Annotated in this window: 14 protein-coding genes and 1 pseudogene; 8 read left to right on the top strand and 7 right to left on the bottom strand. The window is 61.9% G+C overall.

What is annotated here, in order from left to right:
* The first annotated feature begins 45 nt into the window (after positions 1–45).
* From C2L64_RS55605 to C2L64_RS50520, 3 genes are read left to right on the top strand one after another with little or no spacing between them, the layout of a single operon-like run.
* Positions 46–567, top strand: a complete 522-nt coding sequence (locus C2L64_RS55605) for a hypothetical protein (protein ID WP_244144529.1) — start codon at positions 46–48, stop codon at positions 565–567.
* Positions 564–2,189 carry a response regulator gene (locus C2L64_RS50525; protein WP_090837080.1) on the top strand — a complete coding sequence of 542 codons (1,626 nt, stop codon included), beginning with the start codon at positions 564–566 and terminating at the stop codon, positions 2,187–2,189. The genes C2L64_RS55605 and C2L64_RS50525 overlap by 4 nt, the downstream gene beginning before the upstream one ends.
* The gene (locus C2L64_RS50520; protein WP_090837078.1) at positions 2,186–2,818 is read left to right on the top strand and encodes a response regulator; all 633 of its coding nucleotides are present in this window, start codon (positions 2,186–2,188) and stop codon (positions 2,816–2,818) included. Before C2L64_RS50525 ends, C2L64_RS50520 begins: the two co-directional genes overlap by 4 nt.
* 194 nt (positions 2,819–3,012) lie before the next feature.
* On the opposite strand, the gene C2L64_RS50515 is transcribed toward C2L64_RS50520, so the two are convergent.
* Complete coding sequence (locus tag C2L64_RS50515) at positions 3,013–5,844, bottom strand: PAS domain-containing hybrid sensor histidine kinase/response regulator (RefSeq protein ID WP_090837076.1); 2,832 nt, start codon at positions 5,842–5,844, stop codon at positions 3,013–3,015.
* A complete protein-coding gene (locus tag C2L64_RS50510) occupies positions 5,841–6,974 on the bottom strand; it encodes a substrate-binding domain-containing protein (protein WP_090837074.1) in 1,134 nt (377 codons plus the stop codon). Before C2L64_RS50510 ends, C2L64_RS50515 begins: the two co-directional genes overlap by 4 nt.
* 278 nt (positions 6,975–7,252) lie before the next feature.
* Here C2L64_RS50510 and C2L64_RS50505 point away from each other — a divergent pair, with 278 nt between their 5' ends.
* Together C2L64_RS50505 and C2L64_RS50500 are read left to right on the top strand one after the other, a co-directional pair.
* Positions 7,253–7,558 (top strand): hypothetical protein, encoded by a 306-nt coding sequence (locus C2L64_RS50505; RefSeq protein WP_090837073.1) that lies wholly within the window; start codon positions 7,253–7,255, stop codon positions 7,556–7,558.
* Positions 7,555–7,740: a hypothetical protein gene (locus C2L64_RS50500; protein ID WP_007741375.1), complete on the top strand. Its 186-nt coding sequence runs from the start codon at positions 7,555–7,557 to the stop codon at positions 7,738–7,740. The genes C2L64_RS50505 and C2L64_RS50500 overlap by 4 nt, the downstream gene beginning before the upstream one ends.
* 668 nt (positions 7,741–8,408) lie before the next feature.
* Here C2L64_RS50500 and C2L64_RS50495 read toward each other — a convergent pair.
* A complete protein-coding gene (locus tag C2L64_RS50495) occupies positions 8,409–8,663 on the bottom strand; it encodes a hypothetical protein (RefSeq protein ID WP_035539995.1) in 255 nt (84 codons plus the stop codon).
* Positions 8,664–9,895: 1,232 nt separating this feature from the next.
* Between C2L64_RS50495 and C2L64_RS50485 the strand changes: the two genes are divergently transcribed.
* From C2L64_RS50485 to C2L64_RS50475, 3 genes and pseudogenes are all read left to right on the top strand, one after another.
* Positions 9,896–10,165: a type II toxin-antitoxin system ParD family antitoxin gene (locus C2L64_RS50485; protein WP_007741379.1), complete on the top strand. Its 270-nt coding sequence runs from the start codon at positions 9,896–9,898 to the stop codon at positions 10,163–10,165.
* Positions 10,162–10,473 carry a type II toxin-antitoxin system RelE/ParE family toxin gene (locus C2L64_RS50480; protein WP_090837069.1) on the top strand — a complete coding sequence of 104 codons (312 nt, stop codon included), beginning with the start codon at positions 10,162–10,164 and terminating at the stop codon, positions 10,471–10,473. Before C2L64_RS50485 ends, C2L64_RS50480 begins: the two co-directional genes overlap by 4 nt.
* 258 nt (positions 10,474–10,731) lie before the next feature.
* Positions 10,732–11,045 (top strand): annotated as a pseudogene (locus C2L64_RS50475) (single-stranded DNA-binding protein).
* Positions 11,046–11,163: 118 nt separating this feature from the next.
* Here C2L64_RS50475 and C2L64_RS50470 read toward each other — a convergent pair.
* The 4 genes from C2L64_RS50470 to C2L64_RS50450 form a co-directional block, all read right to left on the bottom strand.
* Entirely contained in the window at positions 11,164–11,643 is a 480-nt protein-coding gene (locus C2L64_RS50470) for a hypothetical protein (protein ID WP_090837067.1), read from the bottom strand.
* A 349-nt stretch (positions 11,644–11,992) separates the two neighbouring features.
* A complete protein-coding gene (locus C2L64_RS50465) occupies positions 11,993–12,382 on the bottom strand; it encodes a type II toxin-antitoxin system VapC family toxin (RefSeq protein ID WP_090837064.1) in 390 nt (129 codons plus the stop codon).
* Entirely contained in the window at positions 12,379–12,648 is a 270-nt protein-coding gene (locus C2L64_RS50460) for a type II toxin-antitoxin system Phd/YefM family antitoxin (RefSeq protein ID WP_007741389.1), read from the bottom strand. Before C2L64_RS50460 ends, C2L64_RS50465 begins: the two co-directional genes overlap by 4 nt.
* A 658-nt stretch (positions 12,649–13,306) precedes the next feature.
* On the bottom strand, positions 13,307–14,824 hold the full coding sequence (locus tag C2L64_RS50450; RefSeq protein WP_090837084.1) for a sensor domain-containing diguanylate cyclase: 1,518 nt from the start codon (positions 14,822–14,824) through the stop codon (positions 13,307–13,309).
* Positions 14,825–15,048: the final 224 nt, after the last annotated feature.

The following is a 15,048-nucleotide window of genomic DNA, read 5'->3' as shown; positions in this document are numbered from 1 at the left end:
GGCTTTCGACGCATGGTGTAGCGGGCTCCTTACGTGCGGCACAGCATGGTGGCGCGGTTGCTCGCTACGGTGCTCGTCTTTAGCTGCGCGATCACGCTGGGCGCGACGGCGGCGCAGCGCGATCGCGACTACGAGCGCGGCATCGCACAGATTCAGAACCGTCTCGTCGATATCGACGGCAGCTATCGCGACAGCCGCGGCGAAGCGCTATGGCGGCTTGATCAGCCGCAACTGAAGCTGAAGCCGGAACTGGAAGACATGCTCCGCCTCGCAGACATTCACGCGGCTGAAGTGCGCGAGGCGCAGTCGGCAAGCATGCCGATGGTCGTGGCCGTGGGCGACGATGCAGGCGCTAACGCGTCCATCACCAAGGCGGTGGACTTCGACGTGCTGCTCGCACGCATGTCGGGTTTGCACGGCATCGCCCAGTGGACGGAACGCATCGCGGCAAGCGATCCGCCGCATGCGACGTTCGCCGCGCGGCTGCATCAACCGGCGCGCGCCTATCGGTCGAAGCCGGTCCTGCAACTCGTTGAGCGGTACCTGGAAGGGAACACTGCATCGTGAGCCATCTCGCCGCTCCAGTTGCGCATACGGGCACGATCCTGATCGTCGATGATTCGCCGGCGAATCTTGGCGTGGTCGTGGACAGCCTCGAGGCCCGCGGCATTCGCGTGCTGGTGGCGCTCGACGGTATCGAAGCGTTGGAGCGCGCGGTCTTCTCGCAGCCAGATGTGATCCTGCTCGACGTGAAGATGCCGGGCATCGACGGCTTCGAGACCTGTCGGCGCCTCAAGTGTGATGAGCGAACGCGCGATATCGCCGTCATATTTATGACTTCGCTGACGGGCAACGAGGATCGCGTCGAAGGCTTTTCGGCGGGCGGCGTCGATTACGTGACCAAGCCGTTGCGCGTCGACGAGATGCTGGCGCGCGTTGGCGTACACCTCGAACTGCGCGTGATGCACAAGCAGATTCTCGCGCAGAACCGGCAACTGCTCGCGGAAGTCGCCGTGCGCAAGGAAACCGAGGCTGCGCTATCGCAAGCGCGCGACGATCTCGAACGGCGTGTCGCGTTGCGCACTGAAGAACTGGCGCGCGCCAACGCGGACATGCAGGCGCAGATCGACGAGCGGCGGCGCACCGACGCACGCCTGCAGGCAAGCGAGGCACGCTTTCGAGCGATTGTCGAAACGAGTCCCGTGCCGCTGTGCATCACGTCGATGCCGGACGGATGCATCCTGTACACGAACGAGCCGCTGCGCGAACTTTTCGGCATGAACGAAGGCATGTCGGCCAATATCGAGGATTTCTATGTCGATCCCGGCGAGCGTGATCATCTGGTCGAGCATCTGAGGACGGAAGGCAGCCTGCGTAACGCGGAGGTGCGGTTCCGGCGCGCCGACGGCGCGCAGTTCTGGGCGATGGCGACGGCGCGCGTCGCGACCTACGACGACTCCCCGGCGATTTACGTTGGTCTGAACGACATCACGGGGCGCAAGCAGATGGAACACGAACTCGTCGAATCGCGCGAGCAGCAGCGTGAGCTGTCCGCTTACATGGAGGCGATCCGCGAAGAGGAGAGAAAGCGCATTGCGATGGAAATTCACGATGAACTGGGCCAGTTGCTGACTGCGCTCAAGATGGACGTGTCGCTGCTCAAGATGCGCATCGCGGACGACGCGGAAGCGAAAAGAAAAGCCGACGACATGCGCGAACTGGTCGAAGGCACGATCTCGATGGTGCGCAATGTTGCGAGCCATCTGCGGCCCGCCGCACTCAACTTTGGTATCGTGTCGGCACTCGAATGGCTTGTCGACGAGTTCAACCGGCGCAATGCCATTGCCTGCGAATTGCGCATCGAAGGCGGTGAACCCGCGCTGCCAGACGCGGATGCAACGGCCCTGTTCCGCATCGTGCAGGCGTCGCTGACCAACGTCGCACGTCACGCCGACGCAACGCGCGTGGAGGTGACGCTGATCTCGACGGCGGAGAGGCTCGAACTGCATGTCTGTGACGACGGACGCGGCTTCGATCAGCAGACGGGGCACCGCGACTATTCATACGGACTGCTCGGCATGAACGAGCGCGCGCGGCTGATTGGCGGATCACTTTCGGTCGACAGCGCGCCGGGTGCGGGCACCACGGTTTCGATTCACGTTCCGCTCGATGGCGGACCTCGAACATGATCGGGATACTCATTGCAGACGATCATGCGATCGTCCGTGGAGGACTCAGGCAGATCATCGCAACCACGAGCGATATCATCGTCGCGGCCGAAGCAGCCCACGGTGGGGAAGTGGTCGACAGGCTGCGCTCTTGCCCCGTAGATCTGCTGCTGCTCGACATGACGATGCCCGGCATCAGCGTCGTCGATCTGATCCGCAGGGTGCGGGCGGAGCAGCCTTCGTTGCCCGTGCTGGTGCTGAGCATTCACAACGAGGCGCAGGTTGCCTCGCGCGCACTGCGCGCGGGCGCAACCGGCTATCTGACCAAGGACAGTGATCCGGACGTGCTGCTCGCGGCGATCCGCAAGCTCGCGGACGGGGGACGCTTCATCGATCCGAAGCTCGTCGATGCGATGGTCTTCGACTCGCCCCGCAGCGACGTGCCGCCGCATGAAGTGCTCTCGGACCGCGAATTTCAGGTGCTGCAGGTGCTGGCGGCGGGCAGGAGCATCAATGCTATCGCCAATGCATATGCGCTCAGCGCGAAAACGATCAGTACCCACAAGATGCGGCTGATGCAGAAACTCGGGCTTTCGAACAATGCTGAGGTGGTCCGGTACGCGATACGGCACGGATTGATCGTCGAGTAGAAGGAAACTTGCCCTGCGCAATGAAGGGATGAATCGGTACCACGCGCATTTCGTCAACGGGTTTGTCCACATTTTTTCGACATGCGGCCAGTGACGGCGCCAGCACGAATGGTGGGTGCGAAAGAGGCAAGGGCGAGGCAACCACTGCATCACAGTCTGCTCCGGCCAAAAAAGGCAGCGATGAAGGCCCAAATTTATTGGATTTGCCTCCTTTCCAGATATTGCTCGACGAAGCTGAGGACTGCCTTGGACCGGTAAGCCTTCGCCAGGCGGCAGAGGTGCTCTGCGAAAGGACGATAGCGCTCGTCAAGCTCGGTCACGTGTGTGGCGTGTTGCACGATGGCACGCATGTCGCCGAGTCGCGCCAGGCGATGCAGCGCTTCGATCTCCTGCGGCGGCGGTGCGATCATGGTCCCGGTAGAAGGAGCGGCAGCGGATGCGGCCGTTTGGCCAGGTCCAGTGACTTGCGCTTCTGTAGCTTCGTCGCTCCACTCGACATTCAGGAGGGCCGCGACCTGTGACACTAGCTCACTGAAGTCGATCGGTTTGGCGATAAAGGCATTCGCCCCGGCCGCCAGACTTTTCGCCGCATCGGTTCCCGAAGCGCCTGCGGAGACTGCGACAATCGGCAGCTGCTCGAACTCCGGTATCTGGCGCAGGCGACGCGTGGCTTCGAGCCCGTCCATCCCGGGCATGACGACATCCATCATGACGAGCGCAGGATGCAGGGCTCTGGTTTTCTCCAGAGCTTCCGATCCATTAGCGGCCTCCGCAATGTGGAATCCGAGCGGAGCAAGCATATCGACCATCACGGCACGGTTCTCCGCCACGTCATCCACGACCAGCACAGTCTTGCGCGGCCCCTTGTAGCCGCTCACGAGCCGCTCGGGCGCGGCGACAGCCGCCGGATGCGCTACCACCTGGACGTTCAGTTCAAACGCGAAGGCGCTGCCAGTATCGCGGCGGCTCTCGACATGGATCTCACCTCCCATCAGACGCACGAGCTGCTGGCTGATGGCGAGGCCGAGCCCCGTGCCACCAAACCGGTGGCGGGAGCCGCTCACTTGCTCGAAAGGCCTGAAGATCGCCCCCAGGCACGTTTCGTCTATGCCGATACCGGTGTCCTGCACTTCGAAACCGAGTCGCGCGGGCGGCATGAAACGGACGCTCAGACGTACGCTTCCCCGCTCGGTAAATCTGATTGCATTGGAGAGCAGGTTGAGCAGCACCTGACGCAGCCGTAGTTCGTCCACCAGCACACCTGCGGGCAGCTCGGGCGCCATCTCGCAAGTAAAGGCCAGGCCCTTTTCCGTTGCCTTCACCCGGATCGTCTCGGTGATGAAGTAGATGAACCGTTCGAGCGGAACCTCGGAGAGGTTGAGCTCCATTCTTCCGGCCTCGATTTTGGCCATATCCAGGATGTCGTCGATGAGCGTAAGCAGGTGTTCGCCGCTACGCTGGATGACTGTGAGCCCGTCGATCTGGCGTTGATCGAGGTTCTTGTTGCGCTTAAGGATTTGCGCGTAGCCCAGAATCCCGTTCAACGGCGTGCGCAGCTCGTGGCTCATGTGCGCAAGAAAGTCGCTCTTTGCCTGGTTGGCCGCATCGGCGTTTTTCTTGGCGAGGGCCAGTTCAGCCGTCCGTTCGAGGATCATCTCTTCGAGGTGCTCGCGATAGCGCCGCAGTTCCTCTTCGGCACGCTTGTGCTCCGTGATGTCGCGCGAGATGCCTAGCAGGAACTGCGGCTCGCCGCGCACATCGAGGATCGGGATCTTCATCGTGTGCACGAGGCGCGGCCCATGGCGCGTCTGAACCGGCTCCTCCGGCACGTCGACCATCTGCCGGGACTCCAGCACGGCACGATCCTTCAGTGCGAAGAAATCGGCCTCATCCGCCGGAAACAGGTCGTGGACAGACCTGCCAATGAGTTCCTCGCGCCGGTAACCGAGCAGTTCCTCTGCGGCCTTGTTAAAGCGCACGAAGTGCAGGGTCGCCGCCTCCTTGACGAAGATCGTATCCGGGATGTTTTCGATAATGCTGCTCAGGAAGTACTCGCTCGCTCGTGCGGCCTCTTCGGCGTGCTGGCGTTCGACGATCTCGGCCGCCTGGCCCGCAAGCGCCGTGCTGAGTTCGGCCGTGCGCAGCGCGACGCGCGCCTCAAGTCCGGCGTTGAGCTCCTTCAGCGCGTCCTCGGCCTGGCGGCGCTGGCGCCGGTCTTCGAGGAACTGCTCGACTGCGCGCGCCATGTCGGCAATCTCGTCGCCGCCATGCACCGGGACGCCGGCTTGTGTCCCGTCGACATCACCGTGCCGTAGCGTGTGGCTGACCCGGCGCAGCCGTGCCACGACCTGACGACCGAGGAAGACGCGGGCGATCAGCCAGGTGAGCAGCAGGCTCACCGCAACTTCGCCGCCCACCCACCTGCGCGTGCGGTCCGAATCTTCGGCCAGATGCTCGACCGCTTTGCGGTAGTCGCGCGTCAAGTAGTCCGACTGCTGGCGAGCCGCGACGGCCAGGGCATCGGCCTGGCCACGCAGATCGGCGTCCAGGCTGGCCAATGATGCGCCAGGCTGCGGCATGGACGCCGGCGCGGCGCGCGCGCCGAGCGCGGTCTCGCGCACCTGCGCGGCGATGTTGACCGTGTTGCGGAAGCGCTGGCTCGATCGATGGAATGCCAGCGCGTCGACACCGGGGTCGTCGCTCGCGGTCGCGGAGGCCAGGCGGTCCACCAGGCGGTCGAAGGATGACAGCTGTTCGATGACGTGCCGATGCGTCTCGCGCACGGCCTCGACAGTCTCGTCACTGGAGAGCCGCAACGCCAGCCGTTCGATCATCAAGGTGTGCTGCGCCAGGTCCTGTGCATCCTCGAGGCGCGCCAACCGCTCTTCAGCCAACTGTCGGACAGCGTGGGCTGAACCGGCCAATGAGTAAATGGTCGTCACACCGACCACGACTACCAGGGCAGCCAGGCACGAAACCACGAGGGCGAACTGCGCGGTGAGCGAGTGTGGGAGCGGAAGTTTCACGGGCGTTGCCAGATGCGGCGATAGATGTCGCGATAGCCGTTGGCGGGGTCGTAGAGCAGACGATCGCCGCCGTCAGCGGCGATGTTGTCCGCGGTCACGAGATGCACCGGAAACACATAATCCGTGACGCTTTCCTTGGCGAAGAGCCTGTTCAACTCATCGATCAGTTGCCAGCCATGCAGATTCAGGGGTTCTGCCACGGTGCCCGTCTGGAACGTGCCCGTCCGGATGCGCAGGAAGGCGGACTCACTCCCGTCGCCGGCCGACAGCATGGCTATGGCGGTGTTGGGCATTCCGGCCTGGGTCAGCACCGGAGCAGCGTAGTCAAAATAGATGTCGTTGATCGCTAGCGCATGCGTCCAACGTCCGCCATAACGCGCGAGCAAGGCGCGTGTTGTGCCCGGCATCAGTTCCTGGCTGCGCGAGATCGCCACATCGCGCACTTCGAGCATGGTGCAGCCGCCGCACGCACGCACGACGGCAGCCATTTCATCCGCCTTGCCTTGCGCAATCCGGAAACTGGTGTCGGTGAAGATGATGACGCCCGCATGCCCGTCGGACTGCACGACGGCCGCCAGCGCGGTCACGCGTGCGACCTCGAGCGGATCCGTCGACACGTTCATCGCCACCGGCGTGCCAGGCACCGGTCCGGCCTGCGCTGCGACGTGCCAGCCGACGATCGGAATACTCCGCTCGGCAAACGGGCGCAGCGCGGGCAGCAGGGCGCGTGCGTCGCCACCGGCGATGATGAGACCGTCTGGGCGACTTGCCAGCGCATTCGCAAGCATCTTCAGCCGCAGGTCCGGCGTGCCGCCGGAGTCGAATATTTTCACGCTCCAGCCTATGACCCTGGCCGCCTCCAGCACACCGTCCACCACGCCGAGGATGCCGCCGTTGCGCAAATCCTCGGCGACGACGGCGATGCGTTTCCCAGGTTGCGCGCGCGGCCCGTTGCGCGGCCCGTTCCAGGGCGCAGCGGGTTGTGCGGCAGCGTCGACGACGCGCTTCGCTAAGGCCAGGTAGGTCCCCGCGGCGACCAACGCCCCAGGCGCGGGGGCAGGCAACACGTCCTGCGCCGTGGCAACCGACGGCATACATGCGCATGCCCATGCCAGAAGCAAGCCCCTCATCCTGTTCCCCATGCGCTCCATCGAGGTCGATTGGTAGCCATCGAAGGACATACCCAAGCGCCGCTCGCGGAGGACCTTGTGAGCAAGATATTACACCCCGATGCCCGCGTCAGCGGTCATACGCCAGCGCAGAGGACTGAAGCGCGGCTGGGAAGGGACCCGGGACGTGAACCGCCTGCAGGTTTCACCTGTTAATTAGTGCTCTATGCGGATTTCCGGCAGGGACTGCATGTCGATCATCGCATTTTCTGGGCACCATTTCGTTCGCGCTGTGCGCCATGACTGCACACAATCCCTGCTTCGCTTCGATCTCGCTGATCGCCGGAGGTGGTCGCGGCTACAATGCGCAGATGATCGGTTACCGTTACTGGCCGAAGGTCGGGTTTGACGCGGAACTCTTTGACGGTGAGACGGCTAGCGCGCCGCACCTCGTAACGTGCCGGACGGTGCAGGACATCGTCGCTCTCGACACGGCTTGGGGGAGCGCAAACGGGAGTCAGCGGCTGATGGAGTTTGACCTTCGGGCCGACAGTCCCGGCTGGCAAAAACTGCTAGATTATCTGCACGAAAAAGAGTTTATATGAGCCATGCCCTGAAACCGAAGCCGCAGCTGGATGCTACTGCGGGCACGCGTAAAGGCATGCGGCTGTCGCTCGCGTCCATTCCCGCATTGACGAAGGACGGCAGGGCGAAGCCGCGGGCCGCCGCCGGCAATCCCGGTAATCTTCCTGAGTTGCCCGAATGGCGCAAAGCCGGGTCAAGGTAGAAAAATGGCCCTTTTTATTGCCCGCACGGATTGCCCATAGGGTGTGCCGCCGAGAGTGAATCTAAACATAAATTAATCTAGCGATTGTTGATTAGTTATCCTATTTGATTTGGATAGCTCAGGCCGGGTACTTTCTGGGGGCAGACCTGTTCGCCTGAAATCGGCGATCAGGGATGGTTCCATTGCGTTCCTGTCCGCTTTAGATTCGCCGGGCGTCCAACTTCTGACGAAGCATTTAAACCACCACCGTAAGTGCTAGCCGCGCCGCTCTGCGCGGCCAACTTGGCTTCAGCAGCCGTCGGCCGGGGTAGTATGGGTCTTCGCCGGAGCCGCGGTTATATCCAGCCTTCTCGCGCAGCGGCATCAGTTCAGCGCCGTGAATGGAGCGACAAATGTGGACGTGTTGCGTGGCAGCCTTTCGCAGATGAAGGTCAGCATTGAGTCTGCATCTTCGCCGGCATAGTCGCCTTGCGGACAGCCGTTGACGCATCTGGATGGCACATGTCGGTCATCATTGCACGATGGCTGGTCTAATCTGTCCGCGGGCCGTCGCCTGACTTTGCTTCAGGCACCGGCAACACGGGCGCCGAACACAGCTGTGCGACATCGACAGGACCGCGTGCATCGTTCCGGCCACCGGTCACAACGCGCCTTCTCCTGACGACCTTTTACTCCGCCACACCTGCCAACTGCTCGATATCGTCCCCGATGCGACCACGCGCCTCTGCTGCAGCGTCGTCGGCGTTGCTCGATGCGATCGGAAAAATGAGGCCATTTCCTTTAAACGCGCCTTCGTAGTGCACCCAGGCACTGTATTCGAATATCCCCGAATCGAGTCTGGCAACATTTATGGTCACATCGTAGGACCGCTTGAGACCCTGCGAGCGCGTGTAGACAAACCGATACACCTCGGACTTCATCATCAACCTCCTGGATCATTGCTCCGGCACTGACATGAACGGATTATTTGCGGCTTGCGTCATGGCATTGTCGGTTCGACGCCCCTCGCTACGCAGCCATCGTTCGGTCTTCGATCACTAGGCAGAGGAAGCTTGCTGACGAGCCAGGCCCACTCACCACCGGTCATCGCCCAATCGGCATCCGCGAAAAAACAACGATCACGTCGCGTAATCTTCGTCGGCGTGCTCGGAGCTTGCGCCCGCTTTCTCCCTTGGCGATGGCCGCGACAACATGCAGTCAATGAATGTATGCGCGCGTTTTTCCCCGTACCTGAATGCCTCCTGCTCGGTAAGAAACTCCAACTGCTCTGGAACGCTCGCAACCTTCCGATGCGGATCGCCAAGGGAAAATACTCTCCACGAGACCCGAAAGCGCCGATGTGTGCCACCGAGCGCTTGCGATCTGGCTGGAGTAACGTGGACGTCAATGCTGCAACCGCGATAGGGCGCATAAGATTGACTGGGCATGGCTCTCCCGTGGAACGTCAACCGGGATGACGAGCCGACAGGTCGGCTCGCCGCTGCGTCCGACACGACGTCTTCAGCATTAGCGGTTGACCTTGCACCCGGCGTCTTGTTTGGCCGTGTGCCTGAACTTTCCGATGGGCACCGATCTGTACGGCCATTCCTGGACAGATGCTGTCCCTATCAGCGCAGCAATCGACATGCCAAATCGCGCCGTTCCGGTCGCCGCGCACCATGCTCCGGCCTTCGCGCAGGCTCCCCGCCAAGAGGGACTGGGGGATTCGCGGTAGTGGCCAATCGACCCGATTACGCGCGACTACATCGCGGCGGTTCGACGCGTCCCTTTTTTCTCATCGTCGGCGACTCGATCAAAAAAACATCAACCACGAAGGAGCAAAGTGCGCGCGTTGGTATTCCGGGCCTATGGGATCCGGCGCGCGGCAAAAAAATACCCGCCACGGAGGGCGGGTGGAATCCATATCAGGAGGAGACATGGAGGAGACGAATCTAGTATAAACCCTTAGTCAGACAGAGCGCAACGGCCGGTTCAGCATGGCTTGGGCACCGGACTGGCCGCAGGGACGGTGACTGTGCTCGAAGGCTGGTCTCTGATCGCGATTAACGGAAGGCTTGCCTTTGAGAGAAGTGAAGCGTCCCCAATTTTGGTTCAGTGTTGTCTTGCGAAGATCGACGCCTGCGAGTAGGATTAAATCCTATTGCAAGGAGGTGCTATGCGAACGACGCAGCAGATGAGCATCACGTTACCCAACGAGATGGCTGAATTCGTACGGGACAAGGTCGCTCGCGGTGACTACGCATCAGACAGTGAGGTGTTGCGCGATGCGCTTCGCGTTCTTCGTGAGCGGGACCGCGCGGTCGAAGCCTGGCTGCGTGAACAGGTCGTACCGGCCGCGAAGGCACTTCGCGAAAATCCTGAGCGAGCGCTATCGGCGGACGAAGTCCGTGCGGAACTGAAGAAGTCCCGCGCGGGCCGCGGATGAATTGGCGCGTCCAGTTTGCTCCCGAGGCACTAGCCCAACTGCAAGCGCTTGAACAGCGCATCGCCGAGGCCGGCGCACCGCTTGCCGCCGAAAGATACGTCGATTCTATCGTGGACTTCTGCATGAAGCTTCAGACGTTCGCAGCACGCGGTGTTGCGCGCGATGACCTTTTGCCGGGGCTGAGAATCACGCACTTTCGCAAGCGCACGATCATCGCGTACCTACTGGATCGCGAAGTCGTTTTCATCGTTGGTGTCTTCTACGGCGGCCAGGACTACGAGGTCGCGCTGGCATCGGGCGATGAGTGAATGTAAGTGGCCACGATAGACTCCCGGCCATTTCCAGGGTCCAGGCAAACTGCGATTTAATTTAGCGAATTTTTACGCTATCCTGATTATTTGGTTTTTCTGTTGAAGCTGCTGCTGGAAGCAGTGCCACCGACTGGCGCGAGAGGAGTGCGTAATGCATGCGTTTATGCTGGCGGCGCTGCGTTTCATGGGATCATCCGGGTTGTGTCAGGCGGTGGGGCTTCTTGCGCGGTACAGCATCACAGGAGAGGAACGACGATCGATGGACTGGTGGGCGGGCGCTTGTATGGCGAGGCGCAGATTCGCACGGGGCAGAATGGCAAGCGGTTCGTGACCTGCAAGGTGCGGGCGACCACCAATGACGGCGATACGATTTTCGTCAACGTGATTGCGTTCGACGATGACGTGCAAACCACGTTGTCGCGCTGGCTGACGCGGATAGCGTCGCGTTGAGCGGGGCGTTGACCCCAAAGGTATGGACGGACAAGAATGGCCTGATCAAGCCTGCCATGGATATGGTCGCCCACAGGGTCATGACGGCTCATGAGGGACGCCGCGAGGGCGATGCTTGATGTGCTTTTTGAAGCCCGCCATTCGTCCTTAAGATCGGCGGCTAACCGATCCGCGACGGGCGCCCTGTCACCGACACCGCAACAGCAGAAGCCGCGACTGCAGCGTGTCGTCCCGACATCATCGATTTTGCCCCAACATTCCCTCTTTGATCCCATCCATAAATTGAACGGTCTCGTAATCTCGCACGAGTTTTTCGAAACCGCGGACGACATCGGCTTCCATCGCATGAAGGCCTTTTTCGCCGTGAAAATTAGATCTGAAGGCCTGATTGAAGCGGTTGTTCAGGTAGGAACTGACTTCCTCAATTTTTTCGGGACTGCCTGAGTTTGTGTAGAGTACCGACCTGGGTGATGCGGCGTCATAGAACAGGTTGTGTCGCCACTTGGGTACAAAGCTCGCGGGCCTCTTGTCGGTAATCCACATGGAACTGATTAGCTTGATATTCCCCTTCATGCCCTTGGGCGTTGTGAACGTCCACACCTTGCGTGGCAGCCGCTCCTGAAGTTCAGCGAGCTTGTCAGTATCGGCCCCAAGTGTGCCTATACGCCCTTCGTTTACATCCGATACGAAGTCTTTCCAGTAGAAGAAAATGTCCAAATCTGCTCCGTTCACAAATTGACGGTTTCAGGGCGCACGCCGGGACGGTCAACTGGGGGCCGACGCAGGGCAATCCAGTTCCCAAGGGCGCTTCGAATCTTCGAATGACCGGTGCAGCGGCGCTGCATACGGTGGAATCGGCTCCCGACGGCTGGTACCTCTAACGCCTGAACTGTATCCAGTCGAAGCCATCCTGGCGTACCTGAAGAACAGTGCGATTGCCATCTGTGCCCCACGCATCTGCACGAAATCGGCGACTTCGCGCGCCGACGGCTGAAGTCGATGCAGCGTCGCCCGAATGCGCGGCGACACCAGTCAGGGCAAGCCGGTGTCAGGCAAACCGTCGAAGTCAGGCCTGCAGCATCAGGGTGGAGTGATAGCGCCACATCTTCGGGTCGGCGCTCAGCAGGGGCATCCCCTCGTGCAGCGCCTGGGCGATCATGAGGCGGTCGAACGGATCCGCGTGATCCGCATGGAAGGGAAGCATCGAAACTGCCTCCGTATGTTCACCTGTGATCGGCAGTTCGACGAAACCGGACAGACGGAACGCCGAGCGTGCATCACGCGGATGCACCCGCAGGTTGCCTTTCGCATGCTTGATGGCGATCTCCCAGATCGCGGCTGCGCTGACCAGCAACGTATTGGCCGGATCCTCGATCAGGCTGGCGGCATGCGATGACAGCTGCGGCGCGCCTTCAGCGGCCCACAGCGCGATATGCGTATCAAGCAGCACTTTCACGGAGTGAGTCCCTGCTGCGCGCTTGCCTCGAAGTCGGCGGCGATCGCGTCGTCAGCGGCGTTGAACGCCTCGACAGTGGCGGGCACGGCCAGCCCGGCCAGCAGGTGCCGTGCGGCGCCGATGCGCCGGGGCGCGGCGAACGGCAGCAGCCGCGCGACGGGCGTGCCGTTGCGGGCGATAATGACCTCGTTTTCCTGGCCGACCTCCAGCCGCTCGACCAGACTCGACAGTTTGGACTTGGCGTCGTGCATGTTGACCGTGAGCATCACGATATTCCCTCGTTAGCTAATCGATGTTAGCTAGTATGCGGGAACAGACCGCCAAAGGCAAACATCTACGACGGGTGACGGTTCAGCATGAGTCATGCCGGTGGCTATTTTACATAAGGTTTTTTATCAACTTTTATGTATGTAGTTTATTTATAGTAAAAATCAACGTGTCGACGGCGGCATTGCGTCCCATAAACCCGGCACCGCCGAAGAAAGCCCAGCTGGGTGGCGTGGTGCGTTGCTCTGCTCATTCCAAGCTGGACGTGGTCGAACAGACCACGCGACCAGCTACGAAATCACGCGATACGTTCGTTAGCGCCCTTTATTCCGCACGAGTCCGGACTATGGTTGCCTGCGAGCCGGCGGCACGTTCGTCAGGAAGCTACCTCAAGCGCTTGCCACCACCAATGGCTGCGCAGGCACGTTGGCGATGTCGCGATCGCCAGCGCCGTCGCGCAATGTGCCGGATCGGGCAAACCTTATCTCTCCATTGTCTGCAGACGCCTGGGTGTGAGAACGCCGGCGTTTTCCGTGCCGCGCCGACAAACGTCGAGTCCGGTCGCCGAACACTCCCTGGCGACCATCCGGGGCATTCTCGCGGCCCGGACGGCGCCAGCGAAACTGGTTGCTGTCCGGTAGGACGCGCACGCGGCGGTCATGGCTGGCGTTGGTCCGCTCCACCCGTTCCTGACGCACGGAACTGCCCCACCCGGTTGCGCCCCGAGGCCTTGGCGCTGTACAGCGCCTCGTCGGCCGCGCGGATCACGCTGCTGACGTCGCCCTGCTGGTCGGGGCACCAGCTGGCCGCGCCAATGCTCGCCGTCACGCGCCCGTATTCACTGCCCGCATGCTCGATCGCTAGCTCACTGATCGCCGCCCGGATCTGTTCGGCAATCTGGCTCGCGCCGCCGGGCGCGGTATCGGGCAGGACAACGACAAATTCTTCGCCTCCATAACGCGCCGCACTGTCCGCCGGTCGCCGGATATTGGCACGGATGCAGCGTGCGACGGCGGCCAGCGCATCGTCTCCGGCCTGGTGACCATACGTGTCGTTGTAAGCTTTGAACCGGTCGATATCGACGAAAAGGAGGGAGAACATGCTGCGGGTACGGCGCGCCCGACGCCACTCCTGCTCAAGGATCTCCCCCAGCGTGCGGCGGTTGTGCAGGCCGGTGAGCCCGTCTGTTCTCGCGAGCAGTTCAAGTTCCGATTCGGCCCGCATCCGGCGGCGCAACTGCGCGCCCAGCAGGAATGACAGTCCGACGAAGCCGAGAGCAAACGCGGCCATCAGCGAGCCGATGGTGATCGCGCGTCGCCGCCACGCCGCGTAGATGTCCTGCTCGGCTTCGGCCACCATGATGATGAGCGGCAGGTCCGGAAAATTTCTGAAGTAATAGAAGCGGCGCACGCCGTCAATCGACGCCGTCTCAGAGAAACTGCCTTCCGCCGCGGTTCTGAAGCGCCGGAACGTGCTCGCCTTGCTGATGTCGCGCCCGGGCGTGCGCGCATCGTACGGCTGTCGCATGACCATGATGCCGCTTTTGCCGATCAGCGAAATGGCGCCGTGCGGCCCGAGGGAGAGTCCGGCGAAAAGCCTGTGAAAATAGTCGAGGTTGATCGTAATCAGCGCGATCCCGGCAAACGAGCCATCCGGACGGGAAATGCGCCGGGTCATGGCGATGCTGGGTAAACCGTCACGCAGGCGCGACTCGTAAGGATCGCTGATGTAGAGACCCGCGTTGGGATTGTCGCGCTGTACGGTGAAATAACGGCGATCGGCGAAATTGCCTGTGCGCGGTACCTCGCTGGCAGAATCGATGATGATGTTGCCCGAGGCGTCCAGCACCAGGATCGCACCAAGGTCTCGTGCAGTCGTGGCGCGATCGAACAGCACCTGCCCGCGCAGGCGCGGCGGCAATGCCATCACTTCCGGGTCGCGCACGCCGTCGACAACGGCCTGCAGCGAGAGCGCGTACAGCTCCAGGTTCCGCTCGATATCCCGCTCGGCGATGAGCGCCAGATTGCGCGATGTTTCGCGGGCGCGCTCCATTGCATCAAGGCGCCCCTGATACAGCACCGCCGCAAACAGGGCTGTCACGACGAGTGCGATGACAATGCCGCCGCAGACCAGCGCCAGCGGTGCCGAGCGGCTGCGCCAGAACTGGTCGGTCAGCGATGCGCGCCCTCGCCTGTTGTTTGTTACCGTCTGCACGATGCCTCTTCACGTCTGCGGACAATCCAGCTACGCATGCCCCCCGTCCGGGAAGGCGCCATTGCTGCGTGGCTCGTCGCGTCGGCCGTTCCCCTCGATATCCAACGGACGAAAGGTGTTTGTGGATCCGCGATGACACACAACGCCCATTAGCAGGCCCAGGGGGCCAGCGGGCGCCCACGGCA

This window comes from Paraburkholderia hospita (assembly GCF_002902965.1).
Lineage (GTDB): Bacteria > Pseudomonadota > Gammaproteobacteria > Burkholderiales > Burkholderiaceae > Paraburkholderia > Paraburkholderia hospita.
This window is presented reverse-complemented; position numbering and strand designations above follow the sequence as displayed.